Genomic DNA, 19,987 nt, shown 5'->3' with positions numbered 1-19,987 from the left:
GTTATATCAGTGAAAAGTTCCAGAACAGGAAGGAAAATATGACTCCCGACACACTAAAAAATAAATACTATCTCATGAGACATGGACGGAGTCTGGCCAATGAAAAGAGTATTATTATCAGCGATCCCGCCAATGGATGTAATAGCTACGGTCTATCCGAAACAGGCAGACAGCAGATCCGGGAATCCCTGGAATCTTCCAGCTGTCTGGATGGAGAAACTCTGATCTACTGCTCGGACTTTTTACGAACGATGGAGACCGCATCTCTGGTATCAGAAATACTCCAGACAGGAATCCCTACTCTCACAGCATCATTAAGAGAGAGAAATTTTGGAGATTATGAGAAGTCCGGTGATTCAAACTATAAAAAAGTGTGGAAAAAGGATGTTCTGGACGGAGGAAATAACCATAACTCTGTGGAAAGCCCGGATGAAGTGAGAGCACGGTTTATCTCTTTTATAAACGGAATGGAGGAACAGTTTGAGGGAAAAGATATCCTCCTGATCTCCCATGGAGATATTCTTCAGATTGCTCTGACATGGCCGAAAAACGTGGCTGCCAAAGATCACCGCTCACAGAATCATCTGGAAACGGCGGAAATCCGACTGTTCAATCAGAAAGACTGACTTTTATTCCGGATTTTACTGAGGGCGTCATAGAGCTCGGTATACATTATCAACTGATCATATTCAATCATCCCTGAGAGGGCTTTTGACTTAACGGCAATATCAGCTTCCGTCAGGGCGGAGATAGAATTTAGTCCTCCCGCAGTAATCAAACCAATACGTCCGTCGGCAACCGGAATATCCAGCAGAGAATGCCCGGAATAGCCTATTTTGAGAATTCCACCCAGCCCCATCTCGGTCAGCTTTGCATGTATTTCAGTCACCTGATCCAGACTGCCGGCGGGAATCTCACGAAAACTGGCCCCGATAAAGCCATGCCCCGCCTCAGAAGCTCCCCGGCAGTCGGTCATTCCGCTGCTGATATAAACTTCTAGGGGGTCAACGCTTGTCCCGTTGTAGTTGATGATTGCCGCAAAACGGTCGGGACGGCTTCCGGAGATCTCAAGAAGTCCGCCAAAAACAGAGGTCACAGGAATGCCGCTTTTTAAGAAGACTCCGTTCAGAGTAATGGAACAGACCGTTCCCAGTCCAAAATATCCGGGAGGGATCTCGGTATCACCGATTTTCTCACCGGGACGGAAGACAGCCACTTTCTGTCCCATTGTCAATCCTGATTCAAATACAGGAGCCATAAGATGATAGACAACTGATGAGTTTTCCAGAGGAACAAGACTCACATTAACCAGTACGGTCCCCTTCCTTTTTTTCCAGTTGAAATTCATCTGATAAGAGAGCTCATCAATGCGGGAAGAGAGAAAACCAACCCGGTCATAGACCTGATTTCTGGCAATCTCCTTATGGCCGCCCGATGTAAGGTAGCGCCCTTTTTTTTCCTTGTACTCTGTGAGTCCGGCCTTGTCGAGGGCAAGCATATGAAAACGGACAGTACGCTCACTCAGGGCAGTTCCCCGCTCCTGAAGGCGCTCCTTTATGACCTGACTTGAAAGAGGCTGGTCTTCTTCTGAGAGGATTTTTAGGATCTGCAGTCTCTTCGCGTCTGTTTTTTCCATCAAAGAATATCTCCGGCCTCATCAGAATCACCGTCTACTCCGGACAGCAGAGATGTGAAGGCTCTCAATATGGGAGTCTGACTCTTACGGCGGTTTACACAGATCCCCACATTGTAGGGCTCCAGATCAAGGACATCGGGAAGAACTTTTATTTTTTCCTGGATAAGGCTGTTTTCTCTGACAAGAGAGGGGACAACTCCGAGACCGAAACCAAGGCTGACCAGAGCAATGATGGCTTCATTACCATCCACCTCGGCATAGACCTCAGGTTGAATCTGCATCGCCTTGAAAAAACGATCAAGTCTTTTGCGGGAGAGTCCCTTTTCGGGAAGAATAAGAGGAAGATCATACCAGGCGGTGCCTGTGGTCTGAAGACGGTCTGTCAGATGACACTCCGTTACGGGAGCTATCAACTGCAGAGGCGTACTTGTAACGCTGAGAAAAACAAGATTTTCGGGCAGAGAATCGGGTTCGGCGGCTACAGAAAGATCGGCCAGACCGCTCATCACGGAAGCGACCGCATCGGCGGCGGAGCCTGTTTTAAGATTTATATGAATACCCGGATACTTCAGACGGGATTTTTCCAGTAGATCGGGAAGAATTGTATAACACCCCGTTACGGAACTGTAGACAATCAGGTCTCCCTTGACGTCACGGCTCTCTTCAGACAGATCATTCTGAAGCTTCTGCCAATCCTCCAGAACAGACAGAGCATATTCCCGGAACCGGCTTCCCGCCGGAGTCAGAACAACTCCCCTGTTATCTCTGAAAAAGAGTTTCTGCCCCACCTGATCTTCCATTCTCTGAATGGTTCTGCTTAAAGCGGATGGGCTGATTGCCATAAGATGGCTGGTCTTTGTATAGTGTAGAGTCTCGGAAAGCTTAAGAAACAGCTTCAATTCCCGTATATCCATGGGGAGTTCTCCCTTAGTAAAATTACCCTATTATAGTGCATTAAGAGCCAAGGACAAATACCTGATCAATTCCGGCACTTTTATTTCCCGATCCTTTATTGTATCATTTAGGACTAAGTCTGTTTTATTACTATCAGGCCCCCGGGCCTTCACTGATTCAGACACAGGAGTGATGTTATTTACTCCTGTAGAATAGGAGACTAAAAACTGAAGAAACTCATCATACTTCTATCTCTATCTTCATTTCTCTATTCCTGTGCCGTTGATCAACAGATCAATCTGAACAAGGATGGATCAGGCACTGTTGAAAACGGTGTTTATCTTGAACCATTCTTCCTGACAACCCTTCAGGATCTGACAGACCTGAGTAATTCAGGAGCAGGCGGGAGAGACCGCCTTGAAGCCGATTCAATTGCTGCGGAAATAGCCCAGAATCCCTTTTTCACGGATATCCAGGTTGAATCACCTGGAGAAGGACAGTTCACGGGTTCATTAAGATTCAACCATATTGAAGAACTCTTTATGTCTGCCCGAGGGGCCTCAGATAACAACATACTCCGTTATACAGAACTGGGCGGCGGAATGCGGCAGCTGGATATAAGAATCAACGATGATAATTTTGATCAGATCTTTCAGCTTTTCCCCATGCTTCAAGACCCTGGATTTCAGTACTTTCTACCCGAAAACAATATCAGCGAGGCAGAATATACCGAAATGCTGCTCTTTATATTTGACGACAGTGAAGGAATTACCGAGAGTGCATTGAAGTCTCTCATAAGGACAGCCTCACTGAAACTCCTTATTACGGTGGATGGTACCATCGTGGAACAGACAGGAGGACAGAAACTGAACAATTCTACAATGAGAATCTCTCTCCCCCTTGTCAAACTCCTGCTTCATAAGGAAGACATAAACTATACTCTCCGGTACAGGTCCTGACAGGCAGGGCAATACCGGAATGAAAGACAGGGTTTCCAATCGGGGACCCAATAGAGAATCAAGGAAGGAAATATTATGAGTGATAAAAAAATCGGAATTATCGGTGCTGGAGCCTTCGGCTCGGCCATCGCAAAAATACTTGGTCAGAAAAATCTGGATACAACAATCTGGAGCTTTACCGAAGAGGGCGCCCGGGACATCAATGAAAAACGGGAGAACTGTGATTTTCTTCCGGGAGTTACAATTCCCCCTTCTGTAAGAGCAACCACAGATATTGTAGAGGCAGCAACGGGAAAAGATTACCTGATCCTTGCCACTCCCTCACTGTTCCTGGTGGATACGCTGAAGCAGATTCTTTCTGTTCCCAACATACTTGAAGGGGAAACCCTGATTGCCACAATAACCAAGGGATTCGCCCCCGGCAGGAACGGCCCCCAGTTTATTCTGGAAACCATGGAAAATTATCTTCCCGGTTTCTACAAGGGTAATCTTGTATATATTTCAGGACCAAGCCATGCCGAAGAGATCGGTGCCGGAAAGATTACCGGACTCATCTCCGCTTCCGTCAATCCCAGAAACTCCATTGAGTTCAGAGAACTTCTTAGCTCACCCAATACACGGCTTTTCTCCTCACTGGATGTGGTGGGTGTGCAGACCTGCGCCGCTCTGAAAAATGTTGTGGCCATAGCCTTCGGGATTCTGGATGCCCTCAAAGAGACTACTGATCGGGTGGGAGACAACACAGAATCATTCCTCTTTGCGGCAGGACTTAACGAGATCCAGCTCCTTGGAAAAAGCCTTGGATCCACACACCCTGAAACCTTCACATCCATTGCGGGTGTAGGAGACCTGGATGTAACCTGCCGTTCCCAGTACGGAAGAAACAGACGTTTTGGACGGGACATCGTACTGAAAAGAATTCATGAAAAGTACAAAGGCATTAATGACCTGATAGAAAATATCGGGAGCATCGGCTACCTCCCTGAAGGGGCAATTGCCGCACAGTATGCTGTACTTCTGGGAGAAAAATACAACCTGAAGCTGCCCATAATCCAGCTGGTTTATTCAATCCTGAACAGAGAGCTACAACCCGAACAAGCCATAAACCTCTTTTTAAGCTAACCCTTTTTTCAAGATTGACTTGCCAGGTAATGGCGTTAAGGATACAATTTCATGAAATGAAAATGAGCCGTTCTGTCATCATCCTACTTCTTGTAATGGTCTCTTCCCCCCTCTTTTCTCTGGATATTTATTTTAATGATATTCTCTGGCACAGCTATCATCAGGAAGACCTGGAATCTCTTCAGGTTAAATTCTCCGATAATGATGAAAGCCGTATAGGATTCACTGCGATACCCTTTATGGAACTGCTGCCTTTAATGAGTGAGATAGAAGGCATCAGAATAATGATTCCTTCTGGAGATATCTTCCTGAACGAAGAGCTGGAGAATCTCAGAACCTCGAATCTGAGAGCCGCTGCTGACAACAGCTGGGAACTGACTCTGAATAATTCGGTCTACCATGATCCCAGGCGTATAGAAGTTTATGGGACATCCGTTGAAAAGAATAATTACTTACTCTGGACCGAGCCCGGACTGAATTGTATTAAAGATCAGATAAGGGTATGGAGTTCACTTCATAAGGTAGAGGTCGAAATAAGAGAAGTTATCAGTATTGCTGATGAGCTGATTCACCGCCAGATGACGGGTGATCTGATGCCGGACTTCGTGCTTCAGTTTCAGAATGCCTCCCTTCCCTATGAGGCGGAAAAAACCGTAGCCTTTATTCTTCAGAGTACAATGACCCCGTCACGGGGTCAGGTCACTGATACCCTGGTACTCCCATCGGGCCACAAACTACACCCCGATCTTTTTCTAAGCATACTGGCATCTCTGTCTGGATGTGTTTCGCCCTATGACCCGGGCTTTCTGACGGGCCGGGAAGGGATCAGACAGGCAGCCGCTATTTATATAGACCAGCTACTTAATCACAGAATAGTTGAACAGGATGATTTCTTTTTGGAAGAAACATATAGAAATAATCTTTTCGCCTTCTTTCCGGCCAGGTCATTCCCCATACAGAGCGGATTTCCTGCAGCTCTTCCCCATCTGCCGGGAATGGACAGAGCACTTTCACCCAGAGTATACCCCCTTCAGCTGGTACTGAAAAATGAGATGCTTCCCGAAGGATCTCTTCTTGATTTTCTGAAACTTCCCGGGATTCAGCACAATCTGCTCTCAGTCTCATGCAGACTGCTTCCCGAAAAAACAGAAGCTCTTGAATATAGAGATTTAAGTGAAGAAGAAATAAAACTGCATGAGGAATGGAAAAGAGGGTATATCCTCTGCGAAAAGAACTACTTCTTCCGCAGAAGTATTGAAAGAAGTTTTCCTGATCTTTTCAGAGGCAAAGGAGATCTGCCGCGGTGAGTGAATTTCCATTTCTACCTCTGGACCCCGAACCCAGGGTCGGCATCTTCTGGAGTTATCAGGACTCCCTTTATTATTCAGAATCAGCTCCTGTCACCCAGGGTATGATCACATCCATATCTGTGGATTACAAAGTAGGTCATTATGCGGCCTGGTTTCTTATGAATAAAAAGGGTGTACTTGATAAACTACCTCCCAGTTTCCGTTCAGAATACGATTCAATCCCCAGGGGTCGTGTGGTATATTTATTCAGAAAGAAGAAATTTGTAATCTACCATGGTGATGAGATATCCCCAAAGGAACTTGCAGACATTAAATTAAACTTCTGCCTCCCGGAGGGATGGACCATCGATGATATTGATATGCATTACAACCCTCTTCCCGAGGACTTCGAATTTTAAAGAGGTATTGAGTGAAACGCGCTAAGGTTTTCAACAAAGGTATTTACCTTTTTATGAAATACACTGCAGGGGTCTGGTTTAAAATATTCTATCCAGTGAAAATTACAAATCCTGAAATAATTAAAGAAATGAAGGCTCCCTACCTTCTTCTCCCCAACCATATAATGATGTGGGATTCTGCTATTTTAACTATACTCTTCCCGGACCCGTTGCACTGTATGGGGTCCGAATCTCATTTCAGAAAACCTATTGTGGGATTCCTCTTGTCCCTTATCGGAATATTCCCCAAAGCCAAAGCAAAAAGTGATCTGGGAGCCATCCGTCATATGATGGATCTGAAAAACAAAAAGAAAAATATCTGTGTTTATCCAGAAGGTCAGATGAGTTGGGACGGAGGCAGTATGCCTCTCTTCTACTCAACCGCCAAACTGATCAAACTGCTTAAAATACCGGTTTATGTGCCTATTTTTGCCGGAGGATCTGCAGTTTATCCCCGCTGGGGGACAGGCAAACGGAAGGGACCGATGGAGCTTACGATTCACCCCCTTTTTACTGACAGCAAAGAGATCAAGGCTCTGGATCCGGACAGCATCTTTGAGAAATTAGAGAAGGTACTCAACTATCAGGATATGGATTTAACAATCCCCGAAAGGGGATGGGTCTATAAATCTGAAAAAAAAGCGGAATACCTGGAAGATATTCTCTTTATATGCCCCTCCTGCCGCGGTATAGCGACCCTGAAATCCCAGGGGAACAGCATAAGCTGCACATCCTGCGGATATAAGGGCACACTTGATGATCAGTATCAGTTCAGCTACAAAGATTCTGAAAAATCAGAGTCTCCCGCAGCCGGACATAAAACCATTATGGAATGGAATAAGTGGCAGGAAAAAGTGCTCCCCCAGATGCTGGCGTCCTATAAGGCAGAGGACTCAGAACGACCCTTTATGCTGGATACTGAGATCGAAATTAAAACCGGATTCAGAATGGCCCCTCTTCAGATATGGACAAAAAAGGGTTCCATGGCTCTGTTCAAAGACCATGTGATGCTGAAACCTGAAAAGGGAGATATTCGTCTAATCCCCTTTGACGAAATGAATGGGGTACACGTGATGACCCGGCAGAAACTGGAGTTCTATCATGAAAAAACACTCTACGTATTTTTCTTTCCTGATCAGAGGATTTCGGGATATAAATGGCTCTGCGCTTTCAGAAAACTGGGAATTCCTTCATCCTATGCCTGGCATGGTGAAGAGGTAGAAAAGATATAAAGGTTTATTTCAGTTCTGGGATTCCAGAGGAGTCCTGTCAAAGGGACATTCTATTATCCCGTCATCATAGAAAAGAGCTCCGCAGAAGGGGCAGCGCATATAAGTTCCGTCATGAAGAAACTCAACACTCTTCACACCGTTATACTGCAGATAGATCCGGGCATAGACACCGAAGTCGGGGTCCATCCCTCCCAGATAGCCGCTGGTATCCAGAAATCCGTCAAAACTGTCACCCGAACTGAGCTCCACCCTGCAGGGTGTATAGCCGTCGGGATACACTTCATAGTTGCCGGTCAGCTCGAAACGGGAGACCTTATAGAGATCCAGAGGATATTCAGCAAGCCCCCGGTCTGTTCCCCGTCTGAACCATACAAAGTACTTATTCTCCCCTTCGGGACTGAGATAACTGGCATTATTCAGGGTGTAATTATTACCGTCACTATCCTCTACCTGAACAGCATAGAAGGGATCATATTCCAGATTACCGGGAAAAGAGACCCTTTCCTGAGCCGTCAGTGGGAGTATCAGACATAAAAGAAAAACAGGCAGGACCGCTTTCATGATCTTCATATTACCCCCTCACAGTCCGCAAATCAATCCCTGACCTTAAACTGTACCTGCTGAGCGGGTACATCTACCCGCTCCGCTGCAACAGTGACTCTGCTGTTGAGGGCTAATTTTTCCTTGAGTGCTATCCTTGTTTCAAGGGCAAGAGAAGGAATCTGCAAAACCATCTGCTTGTCAGAGCGGCCCACAATGATCCCTTCACCCTCCCAGTCCGGATTCTCTGAGAGATAAACAAGCTTCCAATGCAGATTGGATGACCGTTCACTAAGACTGACCCTTCCGGTGACTGATTCACAGGACGCGGTTCCCTCAAGGATATCCTCTTCACTCAAAAGAGGCTGACCTGCCAGATAGAGACGGATCTGCTGCTGAACAAGGAGGTCGGAGTAGCGCCTCAGCGGGCTGGTGGCACGTGTATAGACCGGAAGACCCATTCCGCTGTGGGGACCGCCGATTGTAGTAGTCTGACTGCGTTTCATAAATCTTCTGAGCTGTACCATGGAAGCCGGATCGTCTTTGGATGTCTCGGGAAGATCTCCCTCGGGAGCAGGCTGTACAACATAGGGTATGGGGACCCCTTCATCCCTGGCAAAACGTGCACAATGGAATCCGGTCATCATCATGGCTTCCGCCACCAGGTCTCGACTGGCATATTCCTCGATGGGTGATATTCTGATCTCCCCGTCTTCGGCAACACGGATTTTAACCTCGGGCAGCTGCAGGAAGATTGCACCGTTTTCACGGCGCCAGATATTAAAGCGGTCAGTGACCTGCTTCATACTTTTAAAAGGTTCTTCTCCCAGCCTTGTCTCGGCAGCACTATAAGTAGTCCTTGTGACTTTTACTGTAGAAAAACAGATCTCACAATCTGTTATATTAAAATCATCATCCAGGGTATAAGCAAAGGAGAGAGCAGGAGAAATCTCCTGCAGACCCAGTCCCAGTTTTTCGGTTGCTTCATGAGGAAGCATGGGAACCGTGGTCTCCGGGATATATAGATTGGCAGCTCTGCCCCGGGCCTCCCTGTCCGCCTCTCCCCCTGCGGGGATAAGATAGGAAGAATCAGCAATATGTACCCAGAATTTCCCATCGGCAAAGCTCAGGGCATCATCGGGATCCTTGTTACCCTCATCATCAATAGCAAAAGCCTCCAAATGAGTCAGGTCCCGGCGTTCAACCTCAGGTCCCTTTTCCAGATCAAAGGAGGGAGCTTCCAGGGGCATATCATAGCGTTCAGGCCAGGGATTTCTTCGCAGATCCCAGACTCCAAGCTGCAGAAGCAGCCGATGTGCGTTCTCGGGACTCTGCTGCTTTCCAAGATCCTGAAGAATCCGGGATTTTTTACTTTTCTGGAGGCAGTACTGTTCAAGATCTGTAAGAAAACCCCTGTTCTCTTCCTGAATCTCTCCCTTTTTCAGGACTGTAATAAATGAAGACCAGCGCTCTTCGGCCTCCTTCTTCTCAGCCTCTTCCTTCTGAATGCGTTCCACATCTTCAGGAGTTCTGACTATAATATCGTCCACTGTTCCTTTGAACCAGGGAGTTCTGTTCAACAGAAGAAAAGCACCCCAGGCTGATTCGGGAGTGAATTCAGAAAATACGAGCTCAGCCAGCTCTTCAAGACTGGGAGATTCTCCCTGAAGCAATTCCCAGGCTTCCTCGGTCTGAGACTCGGGAAGCTGAATATTACTTACCGATTTAATCGGACCCTTATGCAGCTGAATTATATCTTTGGGACGTACTTTCTTCTCCTTCCCGTCGGGAAGGGATATGACAATTTTATCTGAGAGGATTTCAAGAATCCTTGCGGGTACCTGCTTATAGAGGACCAGAGCGTCTTTTTTCATAGGAACATCTTATACGATGGAGGAGAATCTGTCACGACAGGAGAGGAAATCGGAAATACACTGCTTAAGTTTTACAAACAGATGGGGAATAATATCGGAATATTTCTCCATAGCCGCTTTTTCAAGGGCAAGCGACCAGGATGCCAGATCATTTGCACCGAGATTCAATGCTCCCCCTTTTATGGAGTGAGCCTCCCTATGGATAAGAATCAGATCTCTCTCTTCAATAGCCTTTTCGATTATCTCAGTCTGGAGCTCAAGGTTATCCATAAATCCGAGAATTATCTCATTTACAGCTTCACGGTCTCCGTCCATCTCATTAAGAAAACCTTTATAATCGAAAGGAATAGTATTATCAGTTTCTGACTCATGACTGTTTGACTCAGGTTCATCACTCTCTTCATCAGGAACTGCAGATTCAGTTCGGGAATACCAGAATGTCATGGCTTCAAGAAGTTCCTTCTTACGGAGCGGTTTGGTCAGGACATCATTCATTCCGGCAATTCTACACTCCTCCTGATTAGAGCTGAGAACGTTGGCAGTCATACCGATAATGGGGATCTCTCCATATCCATCCATCCTCCGGATTCTCCTGGTTGCCTCCATACCGTCCATTTTAGGCATATGTACATCCATGAGTACAAGGTCATATTTTTTCTCCTGAATTTTACTCAGAGAGACAAGCCCGTTACGGGCAAGGTCAGCCTCACAGCCTGCACTCTGCAGGTGGTGCTGTACGATTTCCCTGTTGGTGGGATAATCTTCCACAACAAGAACTGTCATGCCCTCCAGGCTCTCTACTGCCCCCTCCCGGGAAATCCGAAGCCGTTCTTCATGGACAACGGCTTCGGATTTCCTGCAGCGGATAGTAAAATAGAATATGGAACCTTTCCCCTCAGTGGAATCACACCAGATCCGGCCTCCCATTATATTAACCAGATCTCTCGAAATAGTGATTCCAAGACCCGTCCCCCCGTAGTTCCTTGAAATTGAGGTATCCGCCTGAACAAAGCTTTCAAAAATACTTCGATGCATATCCTCGTGAATTCCAATTCCCGTATCGTGCACTTCAAAACGGATCAGCAGATCATTTCCTTTTTCCTCTTCCAGTACAGACTTCAGTTCAATTCCGCCCTTTGAGGTGAATTTGACAGCATTGGACATAAGATTCAGAAGAATCTGTCTGAGACGGTAAGAATCACTCCAGATAAAGTCTGGAATTCTGCTGTCATAATCCACAGTCAGCTTCAGCCCTTTATTCCTGGCCCTCAGACGGATAAAACTCATGGACTCAGACATCAGAGGCCTGAGAGGGAAGGAACTGTTATTAAGCTCCAGCTGATTTGCCTCAATTTTAGAAATATCAAGAAGCTGATTAATCAGGGTCATCAGATTTTCAGATTCATTCAGGATTTTATCGCCATACATCTGCCCTTCGGGGGAATCCAGAGAAGCCATGATGATCTCGGTAAAACCGATAATTCCGTTAAGAGGGGTTCTTATCTCATGAGAAATATTGGCCAGAAAACGACTCTTTGCTTTATTAGCCTCTTCAGCTTCCTGCTGAGCCTGTTCTGCCAGAACAATAGCCTTGCGCAGCTCTGAATCCGCCTTAACCTGATCTGAAATATCTGTGATGATTCCTTCCAGAACATCCAGACCTTCCAGAGCCTGCAGAATGATTCTGGCCCAGAAAGAATCTCCGTTCTTCCTGAAAGAGTGAAGTGAAAAAGAGACAGCCTCTCCTGGTTCCAGATTTGCAAAATGCCTGGGGTCAATAAAGTAGAACTGATCTTCCGGATGGGGCATAAGATGCAGTTTCAGATCATTAAGATCGTCACAGAGAAACAGCTGCACCATTTCACTGTTGGCATCCTTCAGGCGGCAGTCAATGGAGTTAAGGGTAAACAAACCGACCCGTGCCTGCTGAAGAAGATACTTGTATCTTGCTTCTACTGCTTCCTTTTCATCTTCAAGTGCAAACATCTGCTTCTGCAGACGTCTGCGTTCAAGCTCATTAATCGCTTTAATATCCATACAGGGCTGTCCTCAGAGATATTATACACTATTCTTGATATTCAGGAAATTCGAAGAGAATCCAGTTTTATTGAGATCGCTTCAAGAATGACTGCAAATGTTACAGGCTTGCACAGGAACTCATCAGCACCTGCCTGAAGACCCATATCAATATCATCTTCTCCTGCCAGGGCACTAAGGAGAATTATGGGAATATCAGATGCCCTTTCACCGGATCTGATAATCCGGGTAGTCTCATAGCCGTCTACCTCGGGCATTCTGACATCCATAAGGATAAGATCCGGTAACTGTTCGAGAAGATCCAGAACCTGCTGTCCTGTAGCTGCTTCAAGAACCGTTAGTCCCATATCACCCAGCCGTTTACAGAGGTGGCAGCGAATGAAGTCTTCATCATCAGCTATTATTATTTTTTTTCCTGTCAGAAGTTCTGTACCAGACAAGTCTCTCTCCTATTAAATATCCAATACAAATTATCAGCCTTTTAAGAGAGCTTTTCCAGACAAGTTTCACATAAATATAGAAATTCTGAATTTGGTTTTGAAAATCCCCGGCTAATTGGTCAGTGCGGCAATGGCTGCACCGAGAAGTGGTGCATCTTCAACCCGGACTATTTCGTAATACCGCTGCTGATCACCCGAGAGGATTTCCCGCAGATACTGCTCTACTCTGGTTCTAAACTGATAGAAACAGTAAAAAGTAGTGCCGTCAACGGTCAGACATACAGGCCTTAGAGGTGATTTACCCTCTCCTGATTTCAGCAAAGTTCCCGCCAGAGAAGAGGCCGCCAGACGAGCAGCTCTATCCAGAAGATTATTAATCAGATAAAAGAGAGTCTCTTTATCCTCAATCGAACAGCCCTTAAGAGCCTTTACAAGAATATTTCCATTGTCATTGGGATTATGGAGATAATCATCTACATCCTTGGTGCTTAAACGCCCCAGATCACTGAGTATATCTTTGGCCTCTGAGGTAAACAGATCATCCTGAATTGCTTTATCCAGTGTTTTTGTAACAACAAGACCGAAATAGCCGCCTGAGACCATCTTTTCCAGGAAGTAATGACCGGGATCACTTGTTCCCGCATCCAGTTCCTTATCAATATCTCCCTGGGGAGGCAGGCCGAATGAGCCGCATTCCGTATTGATAACCTGATTATGCGAAGGATCCATGCCCCTCAGTTTTTTAATATTACTGTTTGATTCAACATAGCAGCTGTTTATACCAGTTCCGAAAATATAACCGACATAGGCGGAAAAAACCTGATCGGGAAAAGAGATCATTCCTGTAAGCAAAGTAGCCACCGTATCATTAAGAATGACAATTTCCCGTTCCTCAGTGACACCTTTCTTCCTGAGATAGGCCAGCAGGTTTTCTCCGATCAGTTCACCATGTACTTCAGGACACTCAACTTCCTTGCTGAATTTGATCAGCTTTCCGTCTTTATTGGGAAACATTTCGGTGGGATATGAGAAACAGAATCCGATTTTATCACCCTTAGGGACAAGGTCAACAATATAATCAGCCAGCATATCAAAGAACTTATCTTTACCCACAGCTCCGCCTGTTCCGGGCATAGGGTATTTATTGAAGTTTTCAATAAGGGGTTTATAGTTTTCGTCAAATGAAACCAGAGCGGTTCTAAGGTTTGTTCCTCCCGCATCTATTACCACAACTTTTTTTGAGGGGGGTATGGGATTATCAATTTCAATATAAGTGGGAATCATGGCGATGCTGCTGTTTCCGGCAAGTCCCTTCTCCATTTCTCCCATAAAGTCCTGAACACATTTGTTCAGATCTACAGAATCCGAATGCATCTTATACTTTCTTAAAAATGATTCAACTTTGTTTTTGAGCTCACTCACATAATTCCCCCGGAAAAAGATTTCTAATTTATATAAAATCATAAATTGACATTAAATGTCCAGATACAGCTATTCTCTAAAAAAAGCGATCAGGTCTGTTGAACGACACGACCGTCCAGACAAATACCGGCCGTTGTATCTATGAGAATGTATATACCAGGGAGGGGAATAACAGCAATGCCTGACACATAACCGGGGTTAAGCAGTTCAGGATTCATATATAGAAAGGGGATTTACACGATTTTATTATTGAGAGAATAGTCTACCGGGATCAGGCTCCCAGAGCCCACTGGGTAAAGGGAACATACTTAACTGAGAGAATCTCATCCATTTCCGGACAATAAATATCCTCAACACAAAGACTCAGAGTTTCCATAATACCCTCATAGTTCCATTGTCCCGAATTCAGGGGATTGTAGCGGTTCTGATCAAGATCCTGATCCATATTCTTTCTGTAATCCATAATCAGCACCATTGCCACCAGGTGCATTCCTCTGGAAAGAATCTTCTCATCTCCCCCGGTAAAATGGCAGTAGGGAATCAATGGACGCATAATATCCTGATCATCCTGAGGGCTATGTTCATAAACATCTCTTACAGGTGTATGTTTGCTTAGTAGAAAGAGGGACAGATTTGTAAACCCATCCCTGAGAGGCTGTTTCGTTTCGGCAATAAAAGGGAGCATTCCGATTAGCTTGCAGAGTCTGTGTTCCAGAATATACTCTCTGCGCTCTTCCAGCTCGGGCATACCCTTCAGTACTTCAGACACAAGATTATTCCAATTGTCATCGGTATTGATCATTTCCATATTGTATTCGTCAGCCATCAAAGACTCCCTTTAGATATACTCTACTTATAGAATTCGCATGGTTTACTGGATTTGTATATCATCCAAAAGGTTCATATTTATTGAATTAACCTAAAATATAACACTGAAACTATCTAAATCAGGAATTTAACGCATATTTAACATTCGCACAGAAAATTGAAGATTTTTTTTAATTAATATTGTTCAATAGCTGTTATCCGGGGAGATATTATGAAAGTAACTGTTATTACAGTGGGAAAGCTTAAAGAAAAATACTGGAAATCAGCTATTGAGGAATATTCAAAACGTCTGGGACGCTACTGTAATCTTTCGGTGATTGAGGTGGCCGATGAGAAATGTCCGGAAAATGCCGGAGAAGAAGACATGAAGATCATCCGGAAAAAAGAGGGTGATAAAATCAGAGGGAAGATTCCCGGAAACTCCTATCTGGTGACTATGGAAATTAAAGGGAAAGAACAGGATTCTGTAAGCTTTGCCCGCTGGATGGATGCACTGCCTCACCAGGGTCATTCTCATATAGTCTTTGTTATTGGAGGCTCCCTGGGCCTTGATGAGGAACTCTGCAGCTCCAGCCGCCACTCTCTGTCTTTTTCAAAACTGACCTTCCCTCACCAGATGATGAGAGTCATCCTGTTGGAACAGATCTATAGAGCCTACCGAATCAATAGAAATGAGCCCTATCACAAATAGAAGAGATCAGCGAAGCAGTCTACGAATCACAGTTGTACCCGATGCCTCGGCAAGCTGCCGGGGAGATTGACCATTCAGATCTTTCAGATCAGGATCGGCACCCGCTTTTAAAAGAGTTCTGACTGTCTGCTCATCTCCCTCTTCCACAGCATAGTGAAGAGGGGTACGTCCTTTGTCATCACTGGGATCTGCGTCGGCACCGGATTCAATAAGAAGAGCCGCGATTCTCCAATGACTCAAGCGGGAGGCAATAAGCAGCGGAGTAAAACCTCTGGAATCTTTAGAATCAGGATCAGCACCCTCTTCAATCAGCATTCGGGATACATAATACTGCCCATTCAGAACAGCCTCGGCCAGGGCACTTCCCTGTTGTTTTACAATGGAGAAACCCACCGTCAGATGAGCACCGATAATACGGTACTTCCAGGAGGCCTTTTCTCCTGATTCAGCAGATTTCTCCAGGGCGACTATGGCTGTCCTTTTTTCGAAGGGACTCAGAATATAGCCCTTAAGGATCATGTCCTCTACAAGAGCTTCCTCTTCACCTGGACTATAGCTGTATACGGTTTTACCACTGCTGTTATTCTTAAAAAGATCAATTTGAATATTCTTGGTAATACCTCCGGGATGTGTCTCCGATTCCGAGCGGTCTAGAGTGTAGGTCATCCTGTAGGATGATCCTCCCTGTTCAAATATCTGCCCTCCTGCCCTGAAGCTGTTTTCCGGTGTAATTCCAAAACGAATCAGCTGAGGGTACCATTCGGGATGGAGTGCCCAAAGTTCCCGGGGAGTCTGTCCATCCAGCAGGGTCCAGCGGGGGCTTTCGAAAAGGATGACATCGTCAATCAGATCAAGAATATACCATTGCCAGTAGGAACCCCCTGTCTCTGCAGGAGATACAATTCCATAAGAGAATTCACCCTTTTCGGACCAGCCGATGGCATAAATCCCCATTCTGTCAAATCGGAAATCATCCAGTGCGGCAGGTCCGGACCAGCGTTCCTGTGATGAGAGTGTACTGGTAAAAATCAGCATTATAATAAACAGACTCAGAATCCGTCTTGATTTTCTGTACATGTCTTTCTAATATACCAGAAGAATTTCTAAAAATACACCGGGCATGATAAATCATCCCCAAAGGCAGAATAAATGAATATGAACAGCATGACGACTCTGGTGACTCTATTGGTTATCGGAATCGGTTATATAAGCCCCTTTTTCGCAGATCAGATCCGATCTGTCGGATTTTTCGCACTCTCCGGAGCCGTAACAAACTGGCTGGCAATCCATATGCTCTTTGAAAGAGTCCCGGGTCTTTACGGATCGGGAGTTATTCCTCTCCATTTTGAAGATTTCAAGGGTGGAATTAAAATTTTGATCATGGATCAGTTCTTTACAAAGGAAAATGTCTCCAGACTGATGGAGAGTGAGACAGGAGTTCTTACGGACAAGGTCGATTTTTCTGCTGCGGCGGATGCAGTAAATTATGACAGGATCTTCGAAGGTCTGAGTGAAACAATTTTGGCATCTTCTTTAGGGGGAATGCTCGGGATGTTCGGCGGGGCTTCGGTTATCGAAGGATTCAGAGCTCCTTTCATAGAAAAAACAAAAGAGATAATCCTGTCTGAAACATCCAGTCCTGAATTCCACAGCATGCTGGCGGGGTCCATGGACACAGAGAAAGCAGCTTCGGATATCATTGAAAATGTATCATCCATCGTCCAGAAAAGACTGGATGAACTTACTCCGGTCATGGTGAAGGAAATTGTCAAGGATATGATAAAGAAGCATCTGGGTTGGCTGGTATTATGGGGCGGTGTGTTCGGAGGAATAATCGGGCTGGCTATGAGCCTTCTCCCTATCTGAAACCTTCGCACATATTAGCTGCAGTTTTTATGTTCAAACGAAAATAGTGCTGCGAAATATTTTGGACAAAAAAAGTCCCTGAAGAAAAGGAGGAAACTTCAGGGACACAAAAAGTAATTGGAAAAAAAGGTAATCAATCTTTTTCTCCTGTAGGATTCAGTTAACAACCAAGTCCATTCTGTATTAGTACTTCAGTGAAGAAAAGGAGGAAAACTCCGCCTGAAGCTTCTTACTAATTCATTTCAAAATATAATAATCTCATCTTCGAAAGTCAAGCCAACGACATGACTTTTGTATCTATAGACCAATACATTCCCCAATGAACTTGACCCAATCTTAGACTTTGATTGTCAAGATTATGTGAAGATTCTATCAAGAATGCTTCAAGTTATTTCGGTTTTGTGTGAACAATTCCTTACTTTAGACTTAACAATGACCGCATACTACCCGGATTCCCAGGGCAGAGTTTCATCCTAATTCATTTTCGGGAAAAGAGATCCTGAACAGGGCGGAGCCATGACGTCCTTCATGTGCACTGAGGGTGCCTCCCTGGTTCTCAATAATTATTCTGCTTATGGATAATCCCAGACCACTTCCTTCACTATTCCTGGACTTATCAATTTTAAAAAAACGATTAAATATTTTTTCTCTATACTCTGGAGAAATTCCTTCCCCTGAATCTTCAATTTCTACAATTATGCAGTTTTTTTGACGAAGACAGCGCATAATTATATAACCATTATCGGGTGTATGCCTCAAAGCATTGACCATCAGATTCTTCAAAACCTGTCTGGTTTTGTTCATATCACCCTTAAATTTGATATTCCCGCTGTCCTCAAGTTGAACAGATATATTCTTATGAACTGCAAGAGCCCTGAAATCTTCTGCCGTATGGCCGACCAGTTCTGAGAGAGAGAATTCTATCTTCTCAGTACTGCCCCGCTTTGATTCTTCACTTGCCAGAACCTGCAGATTCTTTATCAGCTCTGCCAGAACTGTACTCTCCCGATGAAGAGATTCCAGCCTGCTGCGGTCGGCTTTATAAACACCATCCAGAATCATCTCCAGATTTCCCATAATAAGGCTGACTGGAGTCCTCAGTTCATGGGCCGTATCTGAAATAATCTGTTTTTTCCACTCTTCCGAAGCCTCAAGGGATGCGGCCATCTCATTGAATCCTTCGGAGAGCATGGTCAGATCATCCCTGATGGTGATTTTTGAATCTGGGATTTTCACTCTGTAGGAGTACTCACCCTTCTGCAATGTCTGCACACCAAGATGAAGACTTTTCAGGGGGCGGAGAGCCCTTCTCAGGAGAAATACACCGAAAAAAGATGCCAGCAGGGCCGAAATAATCGGATACAGAAGGATTCCCCTGACAATGGATGTCATCTGATGGATATCTCCACGGCTCTCAGTCTGTCCAGCCTGATTACCTGCCAGAACATAGCCTGTGATCTTATCATTCATATAGTAGGGAGCACCCTGTTTATAGATTTCTGAACTGAGATGATTTTCATCATTATCATGGGCATCCCGGTACTGTCCCTGCAGAATATTGCCCTTTTCATCAGTAATGATCAGAGGTATGAACTCATCGCCATCTGCCAGAACCAGAGTCTGTCCGGGCAGAATATTTCTTAAAGGAGATCTCTGAGGCTCTTCTGGTGGATTCATCCTGCCGGGTCCCATCCTTCCTTCACCCATCCTTCCTTCACCCATCCTTCCTTGACCCATCCTTCCTTCACCCATAGGAGACCTGCTTCCCTGCATTCCCTGACTTGCAATAGCACGGCTCAGCTGCAGTTCACCTTTGTCCGCTGCAGAGCTTAGAGAATCGGCAACCACAATGGCAATATTCATATCCCTCTGCATATTCATGCCCCGAACCTGCTGAACCGTAACAGAGCTCACAAAAAGGATACTCACAAGAGAGCTGAGAAACACCGATAGCATCATAATGGCTATGAGACGGGCGGTTAACGATATATTCACTCCGAATCCTGCATTTTATATCCCACACCCCAGACAGTGAGAATATACTCGGGATGTGCCGGATCTTCTTCTATCAGTTTACGGATATTTTTAATATGGACATCAATGGAGCGTTCATAACCCTCATAGGGGTCCTCCTGAAAAGCCTGCAGCAGATCCATCCTGTTAAAGACACGTCCCGGAGATCTCACCAATTTGGCAAGAATATCGAATTGAGCCGCTGTGAGCTCAACATGGGCTCCACGAACGGAAACAGAATGTTTGGCCCGGTCCATTTTCAGATCGGCTATCACCAGCTCTTCCTCTTCTGAAACCTCAGGGGCAGTGCTCTGTTTAGGGGCCGAACGTCTTAGAACAGTTCTCACACGGGCGGCCAGTTCTTTCATGCTGAAGGGTTTGGCAATATAGTCATCCGCTCCCAGTTCCAGTCCCAGAACGGTGTCACCCTCTTCTGTTTTTGCAGTTACCATAATAACAGGGACATCAGATTCTCTACGGATTTCCCGCAGAACCTCTGTACCGTCCAGCCGGGGCATCATAATATCAAGGAGAACAAGATCTATCTCCTGCTTACGGAAAACCTTGAGAGCCTCCATTCCGTCATAGGCGGAGATTGTGGAAAAACCCAGGGCTTCCATATAATCGCAGACCATTTCATTGATTCCGCGTTCATCTTCTACAACAAGTATTGTCTTCATATCACC

Annotated in this window: 19 protein-coding genes; 8 read left to right on the top strand and 11 right to left on the bottom strand. The window is 45.3% G+C overall.

Annotated elements, in window-relative coordinates:
- Window positions 1–38: 38 nt before the first annotated feature.
- Window positions 39–626, top strand: a complete 588-nt coding sequence (locus tag DV872_RS15475; protein WP_114630857.1) for a histidine phosphatase family protein — start codon at window positions 39–41, stop codon at window positions 624–626.
- Here DV872_RS15475 and DV872_RS15470 read toward each other — a convergent pair.
- Complete coding sequence (locus DV872_RS15470; RefSeq protein WP_114630856.1) at window positions 614–1,636, bottom strand: DUF128 domain-containing protein; 1,023 nt, start codon at window positions 1,634–1,636, stop codon at window positions 614–616. The two genes, DV872_RS15475 and DV872_RS15470, sit on opposite strands and share 13 nt — an antisense overlap.
- A complete protein-coding gene (gene ilvY, locus DV872_RS15465) occupies window positions 1,636–2,550 on the bottom strand; it encodes an HTH-type transcriptional activator IlvY (protein ID WP_114630855.1) in 915 nt (304 codons plus the stop codon). Before ilvY ends, DV872_RS15470 begins: the two co-directional genes overlap by 1 nt.
- A gap of 522 nt (window positions 2,551–3,072) precedes the next feature.
- On the opposite strand from ilvY, the gene DV872_RS15460 reads away from it, so the two are divergent.
- The 5 genes from DV872_RS15460 to DV872_RS15440 all read left to right on the top strand — a co-directional run bounded on the left by DV872_RS15460 (window position 3,073) and on the right by DV872_RS15440 (window position 7,590).
- A complete protein-coding gene (locus DV872_RS15460) occupies window positions 3,073–3,489 on the top strand; it encodes a hypothetical protein (protein ID WP_114630854.1) in 417 nt (138 codons plus the stop codon).
- 75 nt (window positions 3,490–3,564) lie between these two features.
- Window positions 3,565–4,611: an NAD(P)H-dependent glycerol-3-phosphate dehydrogenase gene (locus DV872_RS15455; RefSeq protein WP_114630853.1), complete on the top strand. Its 1,047-nt coding sequence runs from the start codon at window positions 3,565–3,567 to the stop codon at window positions 4,609–4,611.
- Between the two features lie 56 nt (window positions 4,612–4,667).
- Window positions 4,668–5,918 (top strand): hypothetical protein, encoded by a 1,251-nt coding sequence (locus DV872_RS15450; RefSeq protein ID WP_114630852.1) that lies wholly within the window; start codon window positions 4,668–4,670, stop codon window positions 5,916–5,918.
- Window positions 5,915–6,319: a hypothetical protein gene (locus tag DV872_RS15445; protein ID WP_114630851.1), complete on the top strand. Its 405-nt coding sequence runs from the start codon at window positions 5,915–5,917 to the stop codon at window positions 6,317–6,319. The genes DV872_RS15450 and DV872_RS15445 overlap by 4 nt, the downstream gene beginning before the upstream one ends.
- An 11-nt stretch (window positions 6,320–6,330) precedes the next feature.
- A complete protein-coding gene (locus DV872_RS15440) occupies window positions 6,331–7,590 on the top strand; it encodes a 1-acyl-sn-glycerol-3-phosphate acyltransferase (RefSeq protein WP_114630850.1) in 1,260 nt (419 codons plus the stop codon).
- A gap of 9 nt (window positions 7,591–7,599) precedes the next feature.
- Here the strand turns inward: DV872_RS15440 and DV872_RS15435 are convergent, their stop codons facing one another.
- From DV872_RS15435 to DV872_RS15410, 6 genes are all read right to left on the bottom strand, one after another.
- Complete coding sequence (locus DV872_RS15435) at window positions 7,600–8,160, bottom strand: hypothetical protein (RefSeq protein WP_114630849.1); 561 nt, start codon at window positions 8,158–8,160, stop codon at window positions 7,600–7,602.
- Between the two features lie 23 nt (window positions 8,161–8,183).
- Window positions 8,184–10,004 carry an RNB domain-containing ribonuclease gene (locus DV872_RS15430; RefSeq protein WP_114630848.1) on the bottom strand — a complete coding sequence of 607 codons (1,821 nt, stop codon included), beginning with the start codon at window positions 10,002–10,004 and terminating at the stop codon, window positions 8,184–8,186.
- A gap of 9 nt (window positions 10,005–10,013) precedes the next feature.
- Window positions 10,014–12,041: a response regulator gene (locus DV872_RS15425; protein WP_114630847.1), complete on the bottom strand. Its 2,028-nt coding sequence runs from the start codon at window positions 12,039–12,041 to the stop codon at window positions 10,014–10,016.
- A 41-nt stretch (window positions 12,042–12,082) separates the two neighbouring features.
- Window positions 12,083–12,481, bottom strand: coding sequence for a response regulator (locus DV872_RS15420; RefSeq protein WP_114630846.1), 399 nt, complete (start codon window positions 12,479–12,481; stop codon window positions 12,083–12,085).
- Window positions 12,482–12,592: 111 nt separating this feature from the next.
- Complete coding sequence (locus DV872_RS15415; protein ID WP_158546998.1) at window positions 12,593–13,903, bottom strand: hexokinase family protein; 1,311 nt, start codon at window positions 13,901–13,903, stop codon at window positions 12,593–12,595.
- 271 nt (window positions 13,904–14,174) lie between these two features.
- Entirely contained in the window at window positions 14,175–14,729 is a 555-nt protein-coding gene (locus DV872_RS15410; protein ID WP_114630844.1) for a hypothetical protein, read from the bottom strand.
- Window positions 14,730–14,942: 213 nt separating this feature from the next.
- On the opposite strand from DV872_RS15410, the gene rlmH reads away from it, so the two are divergent.
- Entirely contained in the window at window positions 14,943–15,422 is a 480-nt protein-coding gene (gene rlmH / locus DV872_RS15405; protein ID WP_114630843.1) for a 23S rRNA (pseudouridine(1915)-N(3))-methyltransferase RlmH, read from the top strand.
- Window positions 15,423–15,428: 6 nt separating this feature from the next.
- Here rlmH and DV872_RS15400 read toward each other — a convergent pair whose 3' ends face one another.
- Window positions 15,429–16,499 (bottom strand): ankyrin repeat domain-containing protein, encoded by a 1,071-nt coding sequence (locus DV872_RS15400; protein WP_114630842.1) that lies wholly within the window; start codon window positions 16,497–16,499, stop codon window positions 15,429–15,431.
- A gap of 72 nt (window positions 16,500–16,571) precedes the next feature.
- On the opposite strand from DV872_RS15400, the gene DV872_RS15395 reads away from it, so the two are divergent.
- Window positions 16,572–17,288 (top strand): DUF445 domain-containing protein, encoded by a 717-nt coding sequence (locus DV872_RS15395; RefSeq protein ID WP_114630841.1) that lies wholly within the window; start codon window positions 16,572–16,574, stop codon window positions 17,286–17,288.
- A 468-nt stretch (window positions 17,289–17,756) separates the two neighbouring features.
- On the opposite strand, the gene DV872_RS15390 is transcribed toward DV872_RS15395, so the two are convergent.
- Together DV872_RS15390 and DV872_RS15385 are read right to left on the bottom strand one after the other, a co-directional pair.
- Window positions 17,757–19,283, bottom strand: coding sequence for a HAMP domain-containing sensor histidine kinase (locus DV872_RS15390; protein ID WP_114630840.1), 1,527 nt, complete (start codon window positions 19,281–19,283; stop codon window positions 17,757–17,759).
- Window positions 19,280–19,981: a response regulator transcription factor gene (locus DV872_RS15385; protein ID WP_114630900.1), complete on the bottom strand. Its 702-nt coding sequence runs from the start codon at window positions 19,979–19,981 to the stop codon at window positions 19,280–19,282. Before DV872_RS15385 ends, DV872_RS15390 begins: the two co-directional genes overlap by 4 nt.
- Between the last annotated feature and the right edge of the window lie 6 nt (window positions 19,982–19,987).

It is taken from the genome of Oceanispirochaeta sp. M1 (assembly GCF_003346715.1).
GTDB lineage: Bacteria > Spirochaetota > Spirochaetia > DSM-2461 > DSM-2461 > Oceanispirochaeta.
This window is presented reverse-complemented; position numbering and strand designations above follow the sequence as displayed.